The 19,336-nt window shown below is 46.6% G+C and carries 21 protein-coding genes, 3 tRNA genes and 2 other annotated features; of the genes, 14 read left to right on the top strand and 10 right to left on the bottom strand.

The genetic code is table 11. The features are described 5' to 3' along the window. The 3 genes from BLV66_RS12270 (at window position 1) to BLV66_RS12260 (ending at window position 294) form a co-directional block, all read left to right on the top strand. Window positions 1-72 (top strand) — tRNA-Gln (locus BLV66_RS12270). A 22-nt stretch (window positions 73-94) separates the two neighbouring features. Continuing rightward, window positions 95-165 (top strand) — tRNA-Cys (locus BLV66_RS12265). 45 nt (window positions 166-210) lie between these two features. Beyond that, window positions 211-294 (top strand) — tRNA-Leu (locus BLV66_RS12260). 104 nt (window positions 295-398) lie between these two features. Here the strand turns inward: BLV66_RS12260 and BLV66_RS12255 are convergent. Continuing rightward, window positions 399-1,376 (bottom strand): aldo/keto reductase, encoded by a 978-nt coding sequence (locus BLV66_RS12255; RefSeq protein ID WP_086986973.1) that lies wholly within the window; start codon window positions 1,374-1,376, stop codon window positions 399-401. Between the two features lie 184 nt (window positions 1,377-1,560). On the opposite strand from BLV66_RS12255, the gene BLV66_RS12250 reads away from it, so the two are divergent. The 4 genes from BLV66_RS12250 (at window position 1,561) to paiA (ending at window position 3,798) form a co-directional block, all read left to right on the top strand. Next, window positions 1,561-2,319 carry a carboxymuconolactone decarboxylase family protein gene (locus tag BLV66_RS12250; RefSeq protein ID WP_086987642.1) on the top strand — a complete coding sequence of 253 codons (759 nt, stop codon included), beginning with the start codon at window positions 1,561-1,563 and terminating at the stop codon, window positions 2,317-2,319. Window positions 2,320-2,333: 14 nt separating this feature from the next. Continuing rightward, complete coding sequence (locus BLV66_RS12245; RefSeq protein WP_245826726.1) at window positions 2,334-2,693, top strand: MerR family transcriptional regulator; 360 nt, start codon at window positions 2,334-2,336, stop codon at window positions 2,691-2,693. Window positions 2,694-2,801: 108 nt separating this feature from the next. Next, entirely contained in the window at window positions 2,802-3,254 is a 453-nt protein-coding gene (locus BLV66_RS12240; protein WP_086986975.1) for a MarR family winged helix-turn-helix transcriptional regulator, read from the top strand. 25 nt (window positions 3,255-3,279) lie between these two features. Next, a complete protein-coding gene (paiA, locus tag BLV66_RS12235) occupies window positions 3,280-3,798 on the top strand; it encodes a spermidine/spermine N(1)-acetyltransferase (protein WP_086986976.1) in 519 nt (172 codons plus the stop codon). Window positions 3,799-3,992: 194 nt separating this feature from the next. Here paiA and BLV66_RS12230 read toward each other — a convergent pair whose 3' ends face one another. Next, the gene (locus BLV66_RS12230; RefSeq protein ID WP_086986977.1) at window positions 3,993-4,889 is read right to left on the bottom strand and encodes a MurR/RpiR family transcriptional regulator; all 897 of its coding nucleotides are present in this window, start codon (window positions 4,887-4,889) and stop codon (window positions 3,993-3,995) included. Between the two features lie 229 nt (window positions 4,890-5,118). On the opposite strand from BLV66_RS12230, the gene BLV66_RS12225 reads away from it, so the two are divergent. From BLV66_RS12225 to BLV66_RS12210, 4 genes are all read left to right on the top strand, one after another. Further along, window positions 5,119-5,358, top strand: a complete 240-nt coding sequence (locus BLV66_RS12225) for a SemiSWEET transporter (RefSeq protein WP_086986978.1) — start codon at window positions 5,119-5,121, stop codon at window positions 5,356-5,358. Between the two features lie 14 nt (window positions 5,359-5,372). After that, window positions 5,373-6,809: a 6-phospho-beta-glucosidase gene (locus BLV66_RS12220; RefSeq protein ID WP_086986979.1), complete on the top strand. Its 1,437-nt coding sequence runs from the start codon at window positions 5,373-5,375 to the stop codon at window positions 6,807-6,809. 519 nt (window positions 6,810-7,328) lie between these two features. Beyond that, window positions 7,329-7,748, top strand: coding sequence for a methylglyoxal synthase (mgsA, locus tag BLV66_RS12215; RefSeq protein ID WP_086986980.1), 420 nt, complete (start codon window positions 7,329-7,331; stop codon window positions 7,746-7,748). A 465-nt stretch (window positions 7,749-8,213) separates the two neighbouring features. After that, on the top strand, window positions 8,214-8,456 hold the full coding sequence (locus BLV66_RS12210) for a hypothetical protein (protein ID WP_086986981.1): 243 nt from the start codon (window positions 8,214-8,216) through the stop codon (window positions 8,454-8,456). Window positions 8,457-9,036: 580 nt separating this feature from the next. Here BLV66_RS12210 and BLV66_RS12200 read toward each other — a convergent pair. Together BLV66_RS12200 and BLV66_RS15610 are read right to left on the bottom strand one after the other, a co-directional pair. Then, window positions 9,037-9,171, bottom strand: a complete 135-nt coding sequence (locus tag BLV66_RS12200; protein ID WP_093114568.1) for an integrase — start codon at window positions 9,169-9,171, stop codon at window positions 9,037-9,039. 20 nt (window positions 9,172-9,191) lie between these two features. After that, window positions 9,192-9,338: a hypothetical protein gene (locus BLV66_RS15610; protein ID WP_176974260.1), complete on the bottom strand. Its 147-nt coding sequence runs from the start codon at window positions 9,336-9,338 to the stop codon at window positions 9,192-9,194. A gap of 576 nt (window positions 9,339-9,914) precedes the next feature. On the opposite strand from BLV66_RS15610, the gene BLV66_RS12185 reads away from it, so the two are divergent. Next, window positions 9,915-10,355, top strand: coding sequence for an RNase H family protein (locus tag BLV66_RS12185; protein ID WP_176974259.1), 441 nt, complete (start codon window positions 9,915-9,917; stop codon window positions 10,353-10,355). A gap of 487 nt (window positions 10,356-10,842) precedes the next feature. On the opposite strand, the gene BLV66_RS12180 is transcribed toward BLV66_RS12185, so the two are convergent. From BLV66_RS12180 to BLV66_RS12155, 6 genes are all read right to left on the bottom strand, one after another. Continuing rightward, on the bottom strand, window positions 10,843-12,030 hold the full coding sequence (locus BLV66_RS12180; protein ID WP_086986985.1) for an amidohydrolase: 1,188 nt from the start codon (window positions 12,028-12,030) through the stop codon (window positions 10,843-10,845). Between the two features lie 210 nt (window positions 12,031-12,240). Next, window positions 12,241-13,101 carry a MetQ/NlpA family ABC transporter substrate-binding protein gene (locus tag BLV66_RS12175; protein WP_086986986.1) on the bottom strand — a complete coding sequence of 287 codons (861 nt, stop codon included), beginning with the start codon at window positions 13,099-13,101 and terminating at the stop codon, window positions 12,241-12,243. 118 nt (window positions 13,102-13,219) lie between these two features. Beyond that, window positions 13,220-14,083 carry a MetQ/NlpA family ABC transporter substrate-binding protein gene (locus BLV66_RS12170; RefSeq protein ID WP_086986987.1) on the bottom strand — a complete coding sequence of 288 codons (864 nt, stop codon included), beginning with the start codon at window positions 14,081-14,083 and terminating at the stop codon, window positions 13,220-13,222. Between the two features lie 81 nt (window positions 14,084-14,164). Beyond that, the gene (locus tag BLV66_RS12165) at window positions 14,165-15,019 is read right to left on the bottom strand and encodes a MetQ/NlpA family ABC transporter substrate-binding protein (RefSeq protein ID WP_086986988.1); all 855 of its coding nucleotides are present in this window, start codon (window positions 15,017-15,019) and stop codon (window positions 14,165-14,167) included. 190 nt (window positions 15,020-15,209) lie between these two features. After that, window positions 15,210-15,890 carry a methionine ABC transporter permease gene (locus BLV66_RS12160; RefSeq protein ID WP_086986989.1) on the bottom strand — a complete coding sequence of 227 codons (681 nt, stop codon included), beginning with the start codon at window positions 15,888-15,890 and terminating at the stop codon, window positions 15,210-15,212. After that, the gene (locus BLV66_RS12155; RefSeq protein WP_086986990.1) at window positions 15,890-16,963 is read right to left on the bottom strand and encodes a methionine ABC transporter ATP-binding protein; all 1,074 of its coding nucleotides are present in this window, start codon (window positions 16,961-16,963) and stop codon (window positions 15,890-15,892) included. The genes BLV66_RS12160 and BLV66_RS12155 overlap by 1 nt, the downstream gene beginning before the upstream one ends. Before the next feature lie 55 nt (window positions 16,964-17,018). Then, window positions 17,019-17,269, bottom strand: a binding site (T-box leader). Between the two features lie 57 nt (window positions 17,270-17,326). Continuing rightward, window positions 17,327-17,594, bottom strand: a binding site (T-box leader). Window positions 17,595-17,855: 261 nt separating this feature from the next. Here BLV66_RS12155 and BLV66_RS12150 point away from each other — a divergent pair. Beyond that, entirely contained in the window at window positions 17,856-19,013 is a 1,158-nt protein-coding gene (locus tag BLV66_RS12150) for an aminotransferase class I/II-fold pyridoxal phosphate-dependent enzyme (protein WP_176974258.1), read from the top strand. A gap of 67 nt (window positions 19,014-19,080) precedes the next feature. After that, complete coding sequence (thmT, locus tag BLV66_RS12145) at window positions 19,081-19,275, top strand: 2-hydroxymuconate tautomerase (protein WP_256327908.1); 195 nt, start codon at window positions 19,081-19,083, stop codon at window positions 19,273-19,275. Window positions 19,276-19,336 lie beyond the last annotated feature (61 nt).

Here is a 19,336-nt window from a genome sequence, read left to right as displayed (position 1 = left end):
TGGGCTATCGCCAAGCGGTAAGGCAACAGACTTTGACTCTGTCATTCGTTGGTTCGAATCCAGCTAGCCCAGTTTTTTTAAATAGTAACACCTCGGCGGTATAGCCAAGTGGTAAGGCACAGGTCTGCAAAACCTCTATCACCGGTTCAAATCCGGTTACCGCCTTTCCATAAGTACAAGTAAGATGGAAAATTGCATTCTTCATATCATGCCGGCGTGGCGGAATTGGCAGACGCGCTGGACTCAAAATCCAGTGCCCGCAAGGGCGTGCCGGTTCGACCCCGGCCGCCGGTATCACATCTGAAACAAGCCCAGAGAGATGGTTTCCATCCTTCTCGGCTTGTTTTGTTGTATGGGCAATTAAGATAATACTTAACTTTATTTACTTGTCTTCGTTCCTATCTGTACCCCGTGATATTCCTTGGAACGTATGTTTCTTCCAAATACTTGATTTCTTCCGCGCTCAATGCGACTTCGAATGCACCTAAGGCATCATCCAGATATTTCACTTTCGTAGCTCCAATCAGCGAGGAAGTGACGTAATCTTTGCTCAGCATCCAGGCAGTCGCGACTTGCCCGCGGGATATGCCGCGCTCGTCGGCCAATTTATGGACCCTGGAGATGACTTCATTGTCGGAAGCCACAATGTATGCAGGCAGATTTGCCTCCGCAGCTTGGGTGGCGCGGGCAGTGACGGCACCGATATCCCTCGTTAATCTTCCTCCCGCCAACGGACTCCATGGCGTCATGGCAACTTTTTGGTCCTGCAGCAAAGGGATCATTTCGCGTTCTTCTTCCCGGTAGAGCAGATTGTAGAGGTTTTGCATGGAAACAAATTTTGCCCAACCGTTTTTCTCGGCGATGAATTGGGCTTTCGAAAATTGCCAAGCATGCATGGAGGATGCGCCGATGTAACGCACTTTCCCCATTTTAACCAAGTCGTGCAGTGCTTCCATCGTCTCTTCGATGGGCGTGCCGTAATCCCAGCGGTGGATAATGTAGAGATCGAGATAATCCGTCTGCAATCTTTTCAGAGAGTGGTCGATTTCGGCGAAGATGCTTTTGCGGGACAAGCCTTTCGCATTAGGCCCGTCGAACATCGGGAAATACAATTTGGAAGCCAGGACGATTTCATCGCGGTTGGCGAAATCCTTCAAAGCCTTTCCGACAATCTCTTCACTTGATCCTGCTGAGTACAGATTCGCAGTATCGAAGAAATTGATTCCGGAGTCCAAAGATTTTTTGATGATTTCGCGGCTTTCAGGTTCGCCTATCGACCATTTTTCCCGACCGCGTTCTTGTTCCCCGAATCCCATGCAACCCAGACACAGTTTTGAGACTTCCATGCCGGTATTGCCTAATTTCACATACTCCATGTTAGCGCCTCCATTAGTTTTGATTTTATTATAACCCTATTGTAACTGTTGGAGTTCACTCCAAGACAAGTGTTTTATGCCGATTTAAAAAATATTGTTGAATAGCTGCGGTTATGGTTGACTTGGAGTCCACTCCAGGATTTACACTGGGAGTAACAAAAAGATGAAGAAAGAGGAATATGAGATGAAAATGACTGAAACTGCAAAAAAGAACCACGATGAACTGTTTCCCGGGCACGTGTCGATACTGGCTGAGAAGGATCCGGAATTAATTGAGGTATTCGATAATTTTACGTTTGATGAAGTGCTGCAATACACTAGTTTGGATGTGAAGGAACGGCAAAAAGTGCTGTTGGCTGCTTTGATCGCCATGCAATGCGTGAACGAGTTCAAGGCGATGGCGAAGGGAGCTTTGAATGTAGGGGTCACACCGATCGAAGTGAAGGAGATCGTCTATCAGGCAGTCCCTTATGCGGGCTTAGGGAAAGTGTTCGATTTCCTGCATGCAACAAATGAAGTATTGGAAGAAAGAGGGATCACGCTGCCGTTGGAGGGTCAATCAACCACGACTGTCGAAAACCGTTTTGAAAAAGGCTTGGAAATCGTTCGCGAAGCTGCGGGAAACACTGTGGACAACATGCTGGACACGATGCCGCAGAACCAGAAGCATTTCGCCACTTTCCTGGCGGATAACTGTTTCGGCGATTTCTTTACCCGCAGCGGCTTGTCGATTCAGGAACGGGAATTGCTGATCTTCACTATGTTGGCCTCGATGGGCGGAGCTGAGCAGCAACTGAAGGGGCATATCCGCAACAACCTCCGCGTAGGCAATGACAAGCAAAAGCTGTTGGATACGATCACGGTCCTGTTGCCGTTCATCGGGTATCCGCGGACCTTGACAGCGTTGAATTGTCTGAATGAAGTCGCTCCGGAAGAAAGCTGAAAGCGTAGGGGATAATGATGAAAATCGCTCAAGTCAGCAAAGAGAAGCATGTATCGATCGATAGTTTGCGTTATTATGAACGGATTGGGCTGATTCCTCCCGTGAAACGGTTCAAAGGCGGCATCCGGGAGTATTCGGATGAGGATCTGAAGTGGCTGGATTTCGTGATGGAGGTGCGAGCGGCGGGGGTGTCGATCGAACCGTTGATCGATTATGTGCGCCTGTGTGGAGAAGGCCTCCATACCGTTCCGGCCAGGAGGGATCTGTGGGACGACGAGTGCGACCTGCTTGAAAAGAGGATTCGCGGACTGCAGGAGACCTTGGCGCAAATGAAAGGCAAAGTTGTCCATTATGACGGGATGCTGAAAGAATAGGGGTGGGACTTCTGTTCCGGCTCTTTTTTATTTCATACATTAATGTTGCAAATGCAATAAAAACCCATTATGCTTTATCTAAATTTACAGAAATGGCAGGTGAGTGGTATGGCGGAAATTCTCCGCGAAATCGGCATGATCGCCAGGGCTTTGGATTCGATCGCCAACATCGAGTTCAAGGAGTTCGACCTGACGAGGGGGCAGTACTTGTACCTCATCCGCATCTGCGAAAATCCCGGAATCATCCAGGAAAAACTGGCGGACATGATCAAAGTGGACCGCACGACGGCCTCGCGCGCCATCAAAAAGCTGGAAGCGAACGGCTTCATCGAAAAGCAAGCCGACTCCGCAAACCGAAAAATCAAACATATCTTCCCGACGGAAAAAGGAAAAGCGATCTCCCCGAACATCAGCAGAGAAAATGAGCACTCGGAAAGGGTCGCGCTGCAGGGATTATCGGAAGAGGAAACGACGGTTCTCAGCGGACTGCTCCAAAGGGTCAGGAAGAACGTCGAAGGCGACTGGGAATACGTGAAAAAAGGCAACAAAAGAAACTACTGAAGCAAGGATAAGGAGTGCACCATACATGGCAATCACACTGAAAAAATGCGGTATTGAAGACTTGGCGGATCTTCAGGCAATCGGCATCGAAACGTTCACGGACACGTTTGCGGCCCACAACACGCCGGAAGACATGCAGGCTTATCTGGACAAAGCTTATGATCCGGAAAAGCTGAAGGCAGAGCTTTCGGTTGAAGGTTCGACTTTCTATTTTCTGTACGACGGGGAGGAACTTGCGGGCTACATGAAGATCAATGTCGAGGCAGCCTTGACGGGAAAAATGGATGCTGATTCATTGGAAGTGGAGCGGATCTACATCCGGCCGGGCTTCAAGCGCAGAGGGCTCGGGAAATACCTGATCGACAAAGCGATTGAAAGCGCGCGCGCTCAAGCCAAGGAACTGATCTGGCTGGGGGTCTGGGAACACAATGTGAATGCCATCGCTTTTTATGAAAAGATGGGCTTTGTCCATACCGGCTCGCATTCGTTTTTCATGGGCGAAGATGAACAGACCGATTTCATCATGACTAAGAAGCTGGGCTGACCACCATAAAAAAACCATCGCCGGGTTGAGGACGATGGTTTTTTTATGCTCTTTACATTGGAGGAGTAAAGAAGAGAAAAAGAGTAAAAAGATTGTTTAATTGGCTTGAACATATAATAGTCCTCACCTGTGAAAAAAACATGAAGAAATTCTATCTTATTTTTGCTGTTTTCGTGGACACGACGGATATTTTATCATCTCGGACCTTGATCCTCTTCCTTGATGATAGCCAACGTGGAGAACCTGCCGGAGGACTCGATCATCTTGGAAGTGCTGATCCGCAACTGCAGGTTGGCATCGTAGTCGAGCGCGAAGATGCAGGAATAGAGCACGTCCAACAAGTAAACGATGGCGCTGTCGGTGGAGAAGGTAGCGATTTTTGAATAGAGTTTCTCCCTTGTGCAGATTTTGAGTACGCAATCAGCAAGCCGGGCTGTCGTGTTGTCTCCGATGTTGGTGATGGCGATGACAGGGATATTATTCCCCTTCAAAATCTTGATTGTCTGATTCAATATTCCCGTCTCTCCGGAATAGGAGACGATGATTGCGCAAGAAGAAGAATCCGCCAAGTGTGCCTTGAAGATCGTTTCGCCCTGCAGCAAGCAGATGTCCACGCGTTTTTTGATCCGCGACATATTGTGCTGGAATTCCTGCGTAATCAACAGGTTGTTGCTGACGGCAAAAAGACTGGTGTAGGAAGACTTCCGGATGATCTGGATGGCCTTCTGCAGGTCGTCATGGGTGATCAGCGACAAGGTATCATCGATGGATTCCTTTTCCAAGGCGGCAATTTTACTTGCAATTGACATGATGGTATCATTACGTTGAAAAGGCAGATTAGCATTTATTTCACTGAAATGCTTCTGCAAATATTCTTCTTCCTTCAAGAAGGCTTCCTTCAAATCGCTCCAGCCACTGAAGTTCATCTTATGGGCAATCCTTACCAATGTGGAAGGGGATGTGTACGTCGCCTCGGCAATCTCTTTGGTGGTCATTTCTTGGATGGCTGCTTTTTTCTCCAATATATAGGCTACTATCTTTTGTTCGCTGTTCGAGAAATCGAAATTCTCCAGCCGTTCTCTGATAAGCATCTGCACCCTCCGCTCGTGTTTCATCTGAACCTCAAGACTATCCTATCATATTTGCGAATGTTATTTGATAATCCAGAGCAAAAAAATAGGAAATTTGTAAACGTTGTTACGGAGTGTATGGAAGTTGTTGTTTCTGTTCTGTTATCCATTATAATCGAGTTGTAAAAGAATGTAGCCACCTCACTAATCATTTGAGACGCACATCCATATCGGTAGGGGGAGAATATTAATGATAGGGTTCATCGCAGCTGTTTTAACAACGTTATCCTTCGTTCCGCAGGCGTGGCAGATCATCAAAACAAAGGATACTTCTGGCATCTCTTTGGGTATGTATGCCATGTTTGTGGTCGGCGTGTTTTTGTGGTTGATCCACGGGTGGAACATCCAGGATTATGCCGTCATTTCAGCGAACGGCATCACCTTGGTACTGGCTTCAATTATCTTGGTTTATAAAATCAAATATAAATAAGAGGAGAGATCATTATGGCATTGGATAAAGATTTTTTGTGGGGAGGCGCATTGGCTGCCCATCAGTTTGAAGGAGGGGTTTTGAACACTTCCAAAGGCTTGAGTGTGGCGGATGTCATGACAGCCGGAGCACACGGTGTTCCCCGCGTCATCACAGACGGTGTGGTCGAAGGCAATTATTACCCGAACCACATCGGCATCGACTTCTACGGACGCTACAAAGAGGACATCGCTTTGTTCGCTGAGATGGGCTTCAAGTGTTTCCGCACATCGATTGCTTGGACGCGCATTTTTCCGAATGGCGATGAAGCGGAACCGAATGAAGAAGGGCTGCAGTTCTACGATGATGTCTTCGATGAATTGTTGAAATACGGGATTGAACCGGTCATCACGCTGTCCCACTTTGAGATGCCATACCACTTGGCCAAGGAATACGGTGGTTTCATGAACCGCAAGACGATCGATTTCTTCGTCAAGTTTGCGGAAGTCTGCTTCAAGCGCTACAAGGACAAAGTAAAATATTGGATGACCTTTAATGAAATAAACAACCAAATGAACTACAAAAACGATATCTTCGGCTGGACCAACTCCGGTGCGCATTTCGGCGATTACCCTAACCCGGAAGAAGCGATGTACCAATGCGGGCACTATGAGTTGGTCGCTAGCGCATTGGCCGTGAAAATCGGCAAAGAGATCAACCCGGATTTCCAGATAGGGAACATGATTGCCATGGTGCCAATCTATCCGTATTCTTCGCGTCCGGCGGACATGGTGCTGTCTAACCAAATGATGCACGACCGTTGGTTCTTCTGCGATGTGCAATGCCGCGGACACTATCCTGCTTACGCCCTGAAGATGTTCGAACGCAAAGGCTTCAACCTGGACATCACTGAAGCAGACAAAAAAGCTTTGGCTGAGGGCACAGTCGATTACATCGGCTTCTCTTACTACATGAGTAACTGCGTCGATTCGACCGTAAATAAAGATGTATCGAAAGCACTGGACGGTTCCAGTGCGCATTCCGTGAAGAACCCGTTCATCAAAGAGTCCGACTGGGGCTGGGCAATCGATCCAGAAGGCTTGCGTTACACCTTGAATCTGTTCTATGAACGCTATGAAAAACCGTTGTTCATCGTCGAAAACGGGTTCGGCGCAATCGACGTCAAGGAAGAGGACGGCAGCTGCCACGATCCTTACCGCATCGACTACCTCAAGACTCATATCGAAGAAATGAAGAAAGCTGTCGAAGAAGATGGCGTCGATCTGATGGGCTACACACCATGGGGCTGCATCGACTGCGTATCCTTCACGACAGGCGAAATGAAGAAACGTTACGGCTTCATCTATGTCGACAGGGATAATGAAGGCAACGGAACACTGGAAAGAAGCAAAAAAGATTCCTTCGATTGGTACAAGAAGGTCATTGCTTCCAACGGGGAAGAATTGTCTTAAATTGCATGTATGAAAAAGCTCAGCGGGGATCGCGATATCCCGCTGAGCTTTTTTTGTCGTTCGGTAACGTGGTTAGCTTGTGCGGACCTCGTCAAGGGGGCTCACCACCTCCGGTCAGGCGAGGCTCGCCGGAGGTGGTGGTAGATTATTCCGTCCAACTACGGCGAGGAGGGGCTCATCGGAGATCGAGTCTCAGAACGCTATGTCAGCTCCGGTGGACCAACCGCTCACCGGAGCTGGGGCGCCCTGGACAGCCCTTCATTTCCACAAAAAAACCACCGCTCATAAGAGCGGTGGCATAAAGGAGTTGTTCTTTACTTTGGAGGAGTAAAGAAGAGTAAAAAGATTGTTTGTGATTGGCCTATCTGTATAATAGTCCTCAATTGTGAAGATAATATGAAGAAATCCTACTTTATTTTGGTTATTTTAGCACTAAAAAGAAAAATATTACGACCGGTTCGACCATGAAACCCGCGAAATGATATACTGTTCTTATAAAAATTGCAGGGAGGAAATCGAATGAAAGTAGCATTAATTGCGCATGACCGTAAAAAAGATTTGATGATTCAATTATGTACCGCCTATAAAGCGATTTTGGAAGAACATGTATTGTTTGCAACTGGAACGACCGGCACCCGCATCATGGAAGCAACAGGGTTGAATGTACACCGTTTTAAGTCGGGACCGCTTGGAGGGGATCAACAGATCGGCGCTATGATTTCGGAAAATCAAATGGATTTGGTCATCTTCCTGCGGGACCCATTGGCCGCTATGCCCCATGAACCGGATGTAACCGCTTTGATCCGTTTGAGCGATGTCTATGAAATCCCGTTGGCCACCAATATCGGCACAGCCGAAGTGTTGCTCCGTGGGCTGGATGCCGGCTTCGTCGATTGGCGCGAATTCTACAATGCGGAAGGCAGTATCGATTTCGGGTAATCAATCAGCATGCTTACCCGAAATAAATGAGGTTTTTATTAAGCTGGATTATCTATTTTTTAGAGGGCCTTACTGTTAAAGTATCGATGATCCGTTGTAAGTGTTTCACTATTTGTACGTAATAACGGATAGAAGAAATAGAAAATGTTCACTGACAAAAAAATACTTGTTAAAGTAGAGATAAAAGGTTGATATGTCCCCACATACAGCGCATGTGGAGACGGTTGTATTGATGTCAAGGGTTTAGAGAAGGGTGTCTAAAAAGCCTTGAAATAAAGGCTTTTTTGGATTTGAGCGTAAAAATCGTGAAAATATCTGTTCGTGGAAACAAGTACAAAGGCATGATTTTGACTTGTAGAGAGCGATTTAGATGTTTATTGTTTTCAAAAGGTTGCGGGGTAAAATTATATTTTGGAGAAGTTTAATGGCAATAAATTTACATTATAAAAAGGGAGCGATACTAGGATGAATGTAGATAACAACAGAGGGACACCTTTTGATTATAGTGGCAGCAAAATAGCTGTATATTTTGAAGTAGCTGATATAAAAGGTGTAAAAGAAATTATTAACAATATAGGTTTTATAGATGAAATAGAATATCTAAAATATGGATTTGAAGTTAGAATTGCAATACAACAGATTCCTGAAATAATTAGGTATTTTACTCAAAGTAACATTGCTATACATGCTGCCATTCCAACAAGATAAAAAAGTAAGCAGCTTTTTTATTCGAGACCAAGTTAATCTACTCATATATACAAAAATATGATTTCATGTTAAAGCAAAGATATGTTTATTCAGAAGCATGTATAAAATTTTTTGGAAGTATACTTTAATGCCAAGTCCTTTAACACATGTTTTTGCAACTACTCCACTAATATTAGGCAAAAGAAGGCTCAATATTTTCACCTTATTTATTTCAAATTTATTTCCTGATATTTTAGGATATTTGGTAAGTCCAATCTTAATATATGTTTTTAAATTAAGAGGGCCTAATTTAAAATGGTTTTTTACTTTCTTTGATCAAACAATATTAGGCGGATTAGTTTCTTCAGTACTATTAATCTGTTTAATATTGCTTATAATAAGGTTTTTCCCCAAGATTGCCTTCCCGTTTAAATGGAAGCAGAACTTTTCAACAAAATCTATAATTGTTTCTGTTTTTTTAGGGATTGGTCTACATATTATTTTAGACAAATTCTCGTAATATATGCAGTACCGCAGTTAGAAAACAAATAAGGGGCACCCTACGTCACAATTTCGTAGGGTGTCTTGCTTGTTTTCGTTCTTATTCATAAGTATCTACCGTCACTCCGGACTTGAATTCCACCGCAAATTTGTCCTCATAGACAGTGACCTTTGCAATTAACCGCTCATGATAATCAGCAATGGCAGTGGGCTGCTCCTGCAGAAATGCGCTCATTTCGGCAATCCGTTTTTTTTTTAGTTCATCCCGATATTTTCGAGCTGAGCCTTTTGCTTTTCTTCCCATAGGCGATAGATTTCATCGTCAACTTTCTCGTAATCCGCATTGGCAGGCTTCTGGAGCTCTACATCCACATAGAAGTTATTTTCTTTGACATAGTCCATACCACCCATCAGTTTATTGAACTTCGAATCGTCAAAGCCAAGGTTTAAAATGGGAAAGTCTGCATCCTGCAAATCAGAGAGTTTACTGCCATCATTTCAGTATCCCAACCGGCATTCAGTGCGAGGTGGTTATCGGCAATTATGTATGCCATCTTCCCCAGTAGCCAGGATTCAGCCGTAGCCAGCAATGATGTTCAGATCTTTATCAACGATGATGAGGTTGGCGAAGCCAACCCCCCGCAGGGATGCCCGACTTGCTATGGGTGCAAGCATTTCTGGCGTAATGTATCATTTTTTGTATATCTACTCTTTCAAATTTTGCTGTGATTTCCACGGGAAACCCTTTTTCATATTTAATATATGAAAATTTCGTGTTATAATAATTGAAATTGAATAGGATGAATTTGTTAAGTTCATTCGGTGCGGAATGGGATAAGACTTAGTCCCCGTTCCTCAGGGTCTTAAGGGCTTAAGTTACTTTTGTCTAACCTTGGCATAATATGTGCAGCCATTAGTTGTTACGTGATTATATTAATCATGTGATAACTAATGGTTTTTTTGTTAGGAGGAGTTAGTATGGTAAAACAAAAAGCAAATATCTATGTTGATGGTAGCTACAACCCAACTACAAATATAATAGGTTGCGCGTTTGTGCTATCTGTCGATGCAAGTAAGAAACCTCATCGCGTTGCGTTTAGCAAGCAGCTAAAATCGCAACAGAAGTATGGTGCAAACATAGCTGAAATGACTGCTGTAAAAACAGCGATTAAAACTGCTCGTTCATTAGGAATTACACAAATCAACATCTACCATGATTGGAACGGCATAGAGTTGTTTTCTCATCGTGATAACGTTACACAACGCCACAACGCGTGTACAAGCTATGCTGTGTACGCAGACTATATTGAAAAAGTTAGAAATAATACGAGAATTTGTTTTATCAAAGTCAAGGCACATTCAGGTAACGAATTAAATAATCTTGTTGACAAAATGGCTAAGGCCGGAAGAACGATTTAGTTTATTTTCCTTTACAGACGGTCAGAAGCCGCTCTATTGTATAGTCCTTAACGAATTTCTCCAGTTAAGTATAGCTATCCAATGGGGAGATGTCATTCAGAACAGTACGGTGGCAGCAGCCATTCTCGACCGCTTTATCCATCATTACAGTGTATTCCAGATTTATCGGAAACTTTTTTCGTATGAAAGATTACAAACTGGAACGTGAATAGCGTTCCAAGAAAAAAACGGATGATTCACTTAGATTGAGTGGTGAAAAGACGTAATCCTGTTATTTATCGGCTGAAACAGGTGAAATCCAACAGCAGCTTACCGGTGAAAAACAACATTCTTTAATCGGTGTTGGTAGTTATGGGTTCCGTAACACAACTAAAGCGGAAAAAACGTAGTTGAATTTGAAACGCACTTGTAAAGCGGATGTACACGAAAAACTAAAAAACGCGTTGCTCAGATGGAATGACCCAGCTGGGCGACGCGTTTTTGTGCATTAAAATGGATTGTTCAAGTAGGACAGTGCGTAAGAAATATGCAGTTCTGTGGCGATGGCCAAGCCTTTCTCATCGATGTCGAATTTCTCATGATGATGGCCATAAGCTGTCTCTTCACTGCTTTGCGTGCCGATGAAGCAGTAGACTCCGGGCGCGACCGCCAGGTAATCCGCGAAGTCATCGGCGCCCATGCTTTTCGGGCTGTTGGTGATGACGTTCTCGATGCCGACGATGTCTGAAGCGACCCGGATGGCATGGTTGGCTGCCTGGATGTCGTTGATCAGCGGTGCTGCGGCATCGTAGTTGGAGAATTCGATGGTTGTGCGGTGCGCATCGGAAACATTCCGGGCGATCCTTTCAACAGCCTCCAGCACTTGCGCCCGGACTTCATGGCTGAAGGTGCGGACGGTGCCTTCGATCTCGGCTTCGTTGGCGATGATGTTGTAGTTGGTCCCGGCGCGCAGCACCCCGATGCCGACGACGACTTCATCTGTGGGTTTCACTTCCCTGGCAACGATGGTCTGGAGTTCCGTTACGATGGCGGCTGCGCTGACCAAGGCATCGCGCCCCAGATCTGGACGCGAGACGTGTCCGCTCTTTCCGAAAACTTTGATCTTGAAGATATCGCAGGACGCGTTGGAAGGACCCGGTGTCGCGACGATTTTGCCCACTTGCGTGCCGGATTGAAGATGGATGCCGAAGACATGGTCGATGCCGTCGATATAGCCGCCGCGCACGAATTGGCGCGCTCCGGCGCCGATTTCTTCCGCAGGCTGGAAGGCGAACTGGATCGTACCGGAGAATTCATCCTGATGCTCCTTCAGAATTTTCAGCGCGCCCAACAAGGAAGCGGTATGGCCGTCGTGCCCGCAGGCATGGTTGAAACCGGGATTGACGGATGCGTAGGGTTTTCCGGTCTCATCCGGTAGTGGTAATGCATCGATATCGGCACGCAGTAGGATGGTTTTGCCTGAACCTTTTCCGCCGACTAAGGTGGCCAGGATGCCGGTCTCACCGATATTTATGAAAGGCACGCCGATTTCTTCGACTTCTTCCTTGATGCGTTGGATCGTTTCGAATTCCTTCAGGCTCGGCTCCGGATGACGATGGAAATGGCGGCGCAGGGCGATGATGTAGTCGTAGATATCGCTAACTTCTTCGTGGATCTGTTGTTGGGTAATTGTCATGGATGGTTCCTCCTTGGATCTGTATAGGAAAGGGGCTATGGGCAAATGGCCCAAGCCCCTCGAAATGGTTCCGCTTTTCTGATAAAGTTGGTTAGCTTCACGGGTTAGCCCTTCGGAAATTAGATAAATCGTGCCTATTGCGCTCTACGATGCTCAGTCGGCTCGATTTCCTAAATTTCTTTCAGGGCTGAACGAACCCGTTCCGCTTTTCTATTCTGCTTCGTCCCAAACCGGGAATTGCGAGCCTTTTGAAGCTTCTTCGATGACTTTGGCCGTTCCTTCGGATTGGTAGTAGGCTACGATCGTTTGGAAGGTTTCGTTGTCGACGTCTTCGGAAAGTGCCGCGATGACGTTGTAATAGGGTTTGGAATCAGCGGTTACCGGCTCAAGGAAGACAGCATCTTGGCTCGGGGTGAAGCCAGCATCCACGGCCATGCCACTGTTGATGACGGAAGCTGTCACGTCCTGCAAAGCGCGGGCGGTCTGGTTGGATTCAAGCGTCTGGAACTGCAGGTTCAATTTGTTTTCGACGACATCTTCGGTTGTCGGAAACAAACCGGCTTCCGGATCAAGGGTGATCAATCCGGCTGTCTGCAACAGAATCAAAGCACGCCCCTCGTTGGAGACGTCGTTCGGGATGGCGATGGTGTCGCCGTCCTTCAGTTCGCTGATGTCCGTGATTTTTTCGGAATAAAGTCCTAAAGGAGCCATTACAGTATAGCCGATGGTCGTAAATTCGGTTCCATGATCTTTGTTGTAGTTGTCCATGAAGATCTCTGTCTGGAAAGAACTCAGATCGATTTCACCTTCGGCCAAAGCATTGTTAGGAGTCGTGTAGTCGGTGAATTTGACCAGTTCGACTTCGATATTCTCTTTTTCTTTCAGCTCTTCGATGACGTAATCCCAAGGCTCGTTAACTTCGCCGACGACACCCAATGTGACTTTGACGGGCTCAGTCGCTTCGGCAGAGGTCACGTCGCTGGACGAGGAATCGGAGGCTGCGCTGCCGCAAGCGGCAAGGAAAAGGCTGGCAGAAAGGGTCAAGGTTGCTAAAAATGTCTTGTTTTTCATTAGTAAAGGGCTCCTTCGTATATAAAGATAGCATCAAGAGCGGCGCGAAAGAAACGCGCCGGCTTGATGCTACTCGTAAATTTAGTATGTTTTCAGGCTGGGAAAGAAAGGGTTTCGCTTAGTCCCAAGCAGGGATATCTGTGTTTGCAGTTGTTTCTGCAATTAAAGCTTTTGTTTCTTCAGTTTGGTATGCCGCTACAACTTTTTTGTAGACTTCATTGTCAACGTCTTCTGCACGGGCAGCAACAACGTTTTTGTAGATGTCCAAGACATTTTGGATGTTGTCTGTATCCAGGTAAAGGGCATCTTCAGTCGGTACAAGTCCAGCATCGACGGCAAAGTTGGTGTTGATGACTGCAGCGCCTGCATCTTCAAGCGAACGCGGCAATTGAGCGGCATCCAATTCTTCGATGTTCAGGTTCTTAGGATTTTCGATGATGTCACTAACGGTTGGTGTTGTGCCGGTTGCGTTGTCCAAAGTGATCAAGTCGATGGCTTGCAACAGCAATAAAGCGCGTCCGCCGTTGGTTACGTCATTCGGGATAGCGATCGTGTCGCCGTCTTGAATTTCGCTGTACTCTGTATACTTGTTAGAATAGATCCCCAATGGAGAAACAAAAGTGAATCCGATCGGTGTCAAGTCTGCGTCGTTGTTTGCGTTGTAGTTCTCCAGGAAAGCTACGTGCTGGAAGGCGTTCAAGTCGAGCTCGCCGTTATCCAATGCGATGTTCGGTTGGTTGTAGTCAGTGAATTTGACGATTTCAAGATCGATGTTCTCGTCTTCCAGACGCACTGCAACGGCTTCCCAGATTTCGACAGCGGATTCGCTGACAAGGCCGATTTTGACTGTAGTTGGTTCTGCTGCAACTGAGCTGCTTGACTCCGCAGCGGATGAATCAGCGGTTGTGCCGCCGTTTCCGCATGCTGCCAGGAATAATGAAGCTGTAAGGACTAGGCCACCAAATAATTTACTCTTTTTCATAATGTATTTCCTCCGATTTTTGTTTTTTTTATTTTTACATCACGTCTGCAAACGTGATTTTTGTAAACAAGTTAATGGGTCTTACTGTTCCCAAGCGGGTACGTCGTTGCCTTCTGTGACATCATCCAGGATCGCTGCTGTTTCGGATGTTTGGTATTCCGCAACGACTTGTTTGTAGGTTTCGTTGTCTACATCTGCGGAACGTGCCGCTACAACGTTTTTGTAGACGTCCGCAACGCTTGCAATGTTGTCAGTATCAAGGAATAAGGCGTCTTCTTTAGGATTCAGGTCTGCATCAGTAGCGTAGTTCGTGTTGATAATCGCTGCGTCCACATCAGGAAGGGAGCGTGCGACTTGTGCAGCATCCAATTCTTCAAAGCTGATGTTCTTCGGGTTTTCTGTGATGTCGCTGACTGTCGGTGTTGTTCCTTTTGCTTCGTCGACTTTGATCAGGCCGATTGCTTGCAACAACAGGAGTGCGCGTCCGCCGTTTGTCACATCGTTAGGGATGGCGATTTTCGCTCCGTCGGCGATGTCTGCATAGTCGGTAACTTTTTCGGAATACAAACCAAGTGGAGAAACATAAGTGAAGCCGATAGGAGTCAGATCAGACTTGTTATTGGCGTTGAAATCTTCAAGATAAGCAACGTGCTGGAATGCGTTCAGGTCGATGTCGCCATTCTCCAACGCGACGTTAGGTTGTACATAGTCGGTGAATTGGACGATTTCCAATTCGATCCCTTTTGCGTCTAAACGGCTGGCTACATCTTCCCAGACTTCAACTTCGACTTCGCTGACTACACCGATTTTCACTGTTTCGTTATCTGAAGAAGCCGTGTCCGCTGCTGAGTCCGTGTTCGAATCGCTGCTTCCGCAAGCTGCTAAAAATAAGGTAAGTGCTGCAACACCTGAGAATAATACGTTTTTCTTTTTCATGATTTGTTTCCTCCGATTTTTTTATATTAGTTTTCAATAATAGTTTGTAACTCCAACAAAGTTGGCTAGCTTCACGGGTTAGCCCTTCGGAATTTAGATAAATCGTACCTATTGCGCTCTTCGATGCTCAGTCGGCACGATTTCCTAAAAATTCTTTCAGGGCTGAATGAACCCGTTCCGCTTTTCTTATTTAATGACTTACTTTTTTGACCAAGGCATTTCCGATGGCTTGGCTGATGAATACGATGATAAGGATGATGATGGTTGCGACTAAGGTCACGTCGTTCTGGAATCGGTTGTAGCCGCGGGTGATGGCCAGGTTACCCAAGCCGCCTCCGCCGATTGCTCCAGCCATTGCAGTCAAACCAATCAGGTTGATGATCGTTACGGATGACACGCGGATGATGCCGGCCAAGCCTTCCTTCAGGTAGACGCGGAAGATGATTTCGCCAGGGCTGGCACCCATTGATTGGGCCGCCTCGATGACGCCGGGATCGACTTCTACCAAGGCATTTTGGATCTGACGGGCATAGAAGGGAACGGTCGCTACCACTAGTGGCACGATGGATGCGGTCGTTCCGATCGAAGTTCCGACCACAAAACGCGTGAACGGTACGATCAGTGCCATCAGGATGATGAAAGGCAGCGACCGGAAGATGTTAACCAGCTTATCCAGAACGTTGTATAGGTGTTTGTTCTCCAGGATGCCGCCCTCTTGTGTGACCAGTAAGATGACACCCAGGATGACACCAAGCCCACCTGCAATTAGTCCGGCAATCAGTGTCATATATAAAGTCTCCCATGTGCTAAGGAGAACTTCATCCCAAATCTCAGAGACGTTAGGGAGAAAGGTTGTTATGAATGTGTCCATTATTCGTCTCCTCCTCTATTTTTCTTTTCGGCGATAATTTCATCGGTGATGATTTCTACCGTAACACCAGTATCCTGCAGATAGCGGACGGATTTCGCGATTGCTTCCGGTGTCCCGCTTAGGACAAGAAGCAGCGTGCCGACTGGCGTGTCCTGCAGTATCTCAACGTTCCCGAAGAGGATGTTGCCTTGGACATTGAATGTATTGGCCAGTTTGGCGATGAGCGGCTCGCCTGTGGAACCGCCGACGAATGAAAGCTTCGTCAGCACATCATGCTCGTTCAGGTTCAGGATCGTCGGGTGGGTGATGACCGTCTCTATGCCATGTTCGACATGTGTTGCAGTATCGATGAAGTCCTTCGTCAATTGATTCTGCGGCTTCGTGAAGATGTCCAGGATCGAGCCATATTCAATCACACCGCCGTCTTCCATTACAGCCACCTTGTTGCAGATTTCCTTCACGACCTGCATCTCATGAGTGATGATGACGATCGTCAAGTTCAATCTTTTGTTCAGCTCTTTCAATAGAGCAAGTATTGAAGAAGTCGTCTTCGGATCCAAAGCGCTGGTCGCTTCGTCGCAAAGCAACACTTCCGGGTCATTCGCCAAAGCGCGGGCGATGGCCACACGTTGTTTTTGCCCGCCGGATAATTGGGAAGGGTAAGCTTTGGCTTTTTCGGACAACCCTACTAATGAAAGAAGTTCTGTTACCTTGTCGTGGATTTCCTGCTTACTTAAGGAAGAATTCTTCAAGGGGAATGCGACGTTTTCGTGAATGGTGCGGGAGTGCATCAGATTGAAATGCTGGAAGATCATCCCGATTTTTTTGCGCGAGTCACGCAAGTCCTTGTCGTTCAATGCCATCATGTCTTTTCCGCTCACGATGACTTTTCCTTCGGTCGGACGCTGCAGAAGATTGATGGTCCTTACTAATGTACTTTTGCCTGCGCCGCTGTAGCCGACGATACCGTAGACGTCGCCTTTATCGACTTCCAGCGAAACATGCTGTACGGCATGGATGGCTTTGTTTTTGTCAGTTTTAAAAGTCACTGAGATATCCTGTAGACTGATCATGTATCTTTCCTCCTCTAATAAAAAAAGCATCCATCCTACATCAAAAAAATATGACGTTAAGGACGAATGCGGACGATTCGTGTTACCACCTTTGTTCGAATCCCCCTCGCGGCAGGATTCCTCCATGAGTGAAGGCTTGCTTCACTCGCGCACGATAAAGGGTGCTCCCTTGAGGAATTTGCTGACGTGTCAGCTCATTCCTCCCGCTCCGAGGCCATCTTCAAAACCGATCCGTATACCTGTTCTCATCCTACCAGGCTCGCTGTGATACGTTACGATTCTTACTTTCCTCTTCGTTGCGTTTAAATTATATCATAGAAACAAAAAAACTCCCGCCTTATCTGCTGCATATTCTATGCGCAAGATAAGGACGAGAGGTCAAAGTTCGATCTCGTGTTACCACCTTAGTTCACGAAAGCATCGCTGCATCCGCCTTAGCCAGTGCGCCTGCAAATTGCTGCAAGTCATACTGAGACACTGTAACGGGCGTTCCCGTCCTGTCTTAAGAAGTTATTCTTCGGACAAGCCACTCTGAGACCATCTTCAACCAACACTTCCTTGCTTGCTTTCACCTGACCAAGCTCTCTAATGAAGGAGTGGAATGATTTACTCTTCTCTTCGCTGTGTTTTTGATGTGATTAATATACCCAATCCCGCTTTCTTTGTCAACAGATAAGATTAAAAAGAAACGTAAAATTTTCCGATTTTCTCATTTCGAAAAAGAGAAAGCGCTCTCTTTAAACGGATGATGCTATGGTGCGCTTGACTTATGGACGGAATAGTCGTATTCTGATTAATATTAAAATTATGTGAGAAATAGAATATGGTCTATATAAAAGCATGCGCCGAGGGTTTCTGGCGGTGATGCACACTTGGATGGAGGATGTACCACATGGCTTTGACAACGAATGAACTATTTTCCCGCATCAAACCTTCGCAGATCCGCGAATTTGATGAATTATTCCGCAGTGTGGAAGACTGCATTCCGATGACGATCGGGGAACCGGATTTTGATATGCCCGAAAACGTCAAGCAAGCCGCAATCAAGGCGATCGAGGACAACGCGTCCCATTATGCGCACACTTCCGGCGAAATCGGCGTCCGGAAAGCAGTCAGTGAATTCCTGGAAAAGCAATATGATCTGCACTACAATCCCGAAACGGAGATCGTGATGACGGTTGGCGCCACTGAAGGGCTCTTCGCCGCGGCGTTCGGCTTGTTGAACCCGGGCGATCAGGTCATCATCCCGTCGCCGTTCTTTCCATTGTACAGCTATGCGGTGGAACTGAACCGCGGCGAATGCATCCTCGTCGACACTTCCGACACCAACTTTTTGATGACGCCGGAGCTGTTGCACAAGACGATGGCCGAAAACAAAAATGTCAAAGCGATCTTTTTGAACTACCCGAGCAATCCGACGGGCGCTACCTATACAAAAGAAGAACTGACGGCTTTGGCCGACGCGATCAAGCAGTACGACATTTTTGTGCTGAGTGATGAAATCTACAGCGAAATCACCTACGAGGAAAAGCATACATCGATCGCGACTTTGCTGCGCGACCGCACGATCTTGTTCCAAGGCGCTTCGAAAGCCTTTGCGATGACAGGCTGGCGCGTCGGTGTGCTTGCAGCGGATGCGAAATGGATGAAGACCTTGTTCTTGGCCCATCAGCAGTTGGTGACGACCGGCGTAACGGTTTCCAACCGTGCGGCTGAGGAGGCGTTCCGCAACAGCGCGCCTGATGTCGAAAAGATGCGTTCCGAATATGAAAAAAGAAGAAACATCCTCGTTCCCGCTTTGCAGGAAGCCGGCTTTGAGGTTCCCGCACTGAAAGGGGCTTTCTATGCTTTTGCGAAGATTCCGGCGAAGTTCGGTACGGACGATAAGGCCTTCTGCCGCGAAATCGGCATGAACGCCAAAGTGGGTATGCTGCCTGGATCCATCTTCGGACCCGGCGGAGAGGGCTATGTCCGCATGAGCTATGCGCTGAGCACCGACATGGTCGCTGAGGCAGCTGAACGCCTTAAGACTTACATCGCGTCCAAATAGGAGTGCAATCCAATCCAAACATTGATAAAATGGACCTGAGTTGAAACCATAAAGCGAAAAGAGGGAAATGAAGATGCCATATGTTCACATCGAATTGCTGGAAGGCAGAACCGACGAGCAGAAACAAGCGTTGATGCGCGATGTCGTGGATGCCGTCGTAAAAAATGCCAATGTATCGAAGGAAAGCGTGCACGTGATCCTGAATGAGATTTCGAAACAACATTTGACCAAAAATGGAGAATTCATAGGCGAAAAAGCTTAAGGATTCCATGAAATAAGCCGAAGCGGGGATAAAAACCCCAGCCTTGGCTTATTTTTTTCGT

Origin of the sequence: Trichococcus collinsii (assembly GCF_900107505.1) — a bacterium.
GTDB classification, from domain to species: Bacteria; Bacillota; Bacilli; order Lactobacillales; family Aerococcaceae; genus Trichococcus; species Trichococcus collinsii.
Note: the sequence above shows the minus strand (reverse complement) of the source record. Positions and strands in the feature narration are given on the sequence as shown.

Excerpts from the sequence above, each read along its gene's own strand:
- BLV66_RS12255 (WP_086986973.1), bottom strand. The coding sequence starts at position 1,376 with ATGGAGTATGTGAAATTAGGCAATACCGGCATGGAAGTCTCAAAACTG.
- BLV66_RS12250 (WP_086987642.1), top strand. The coding sequence starts at position 1,561 with ATGAAAATGACTGAAACTGCAAAAAAGAACCACGATGAACTGTTTCCC.
- BLV66_RS12245 (WP_245826726.1), top strand. The coding sequence starts at position 2,334 with ATGATGAAAATCGCTCAAGTCAGCAAAGAGAAGCATGTATCGATCGAT.
- BLV66_RS12240 (WP_086986975.1), top strand. The coding sequence starts at position 2,802 with ATGGCGGAAATTCTCCGCGAAATCGGCATGATCGCCAGGGCTTTGGAT.
- paiA (WP_086986976.1), top strand. The coding sequence starts at position 3,280 with ATGGCAATCACACTGAAAAAATGCGGTATTGAAGACTTGGCGGATCTT.
- BLV66_RS12230 (WP_086986977.1), bottom strand. The coding sequence starts at position 4,889 with ATGCTTATCAGAGAACGGCTGGAGAATTTCGATTTCTCGAACAGCGAA.
- BLV66_RS12225 (WP_086986978.1), top strand. The coding sequence starts at position 5,119 with ATGATAGGGTTCATCGCAGCTGTTTTAACAACGTTATCCTTCGTTCCG.
- BLV66_RS12220 (WP_086986979.1), top strand. The coding sequence starts at position 5,373 with ATGGCATTGGATAAAGATTTTTTGTGGGGAGGCGCATTGGCTGCCCAT.
- mgsA (WP_086986980.1), top strand. The coding sequence starts at position 7,329 with ATGAAAGTAGCATTAATTGCGCATGACCGTAAAAAAGATTTGATGATT.
- BLV66_RS12210 (WP_086986981.1), top strand. The coding sequence starts at position 8,214 with ATGAATGTAGATAACAACAGAGGGACACCTTTTGATTATAGTGGCAGC.
- BLV66_RS12200 (WP_093114568.1), bottom strand. The coding sequence starts at position 9,171 with ATGAGCGCATTTCTGCAGGAGCAGCCCACTGCCATTGCTGATTATCAT.
- BLV66_RS15610 (WP_176974260.1), bottom strand. The coding sequence starts at position 9,338 with ATGGACTATGTCAAAGAAAATAACTTCTATGTGGATGTAGAGCTCCAG.
- BLV66_RS12185 (WP_176974259.1), top strand. The coding sequence starts at position 9,915 with ATGGTAAAACAAAAAGCAAATATCTATGTTGATGGTAGCTACAACCCA.
- BLV66_RS12180 (WP_086986985.1), bottom strand. The coding sequence starts at position 12,030 with ATGACAATTACCCAACAACAGATCCACGAAGAAGTTAGCGATATCTAC.
- BLV66_RS12175 (WP_086986986.1), bottom strand. The coding sequence starts at position 13,101 with ATGAAAAACAAGACATTTTTAGCAACCTTGACCCTTTCTGCCAGCCTT.
- BLV66_RS12170 (WP_086986987.1), bottom strand. The coding sequence starts at position 14,083 with ATGAAAAAGAGTAAATTATTTGGTGGCCTAGTCCTTACAGCTTCATTA.
- BLV66_RS12165 (WP_086986988.1), bottom strand. The coding sequence starts at position 15,019 with ATGAAAAAGAAAAACGTATTATTCTCAGGTGTTGCAGCACTTACCTTA.
- BLV66_RS12160 (WP_086986989.1), bottom strand. The coding sequence starts at position 15,890 with ATGGACACATTCATAACAACCTTTCTCCCTAACGTCTCTGAGATTTGG.
- BLV66_RS12155 (WP_086986990.1), bottom strand. The coding sequence starts at position 16,963 with ATGATCAGTCTACAGGATATCTCAGTGACTTTTAAAACTGACAAAAAC.
- BLV66_RS12150 (WP_176974258.1), top strand. The coding sequence starts at position 17,856 with ATGGCTTTGACAACGAATGAACTATTTTCCCGCATCAAACCTTCGCAG.
- thmT (WP_256327908.1), top strand. The coding sequence starts at position 19,081 with ATGAAGATGCCATATGTTCACATCGAATTGCTGGAAGGCAGAACCGAC.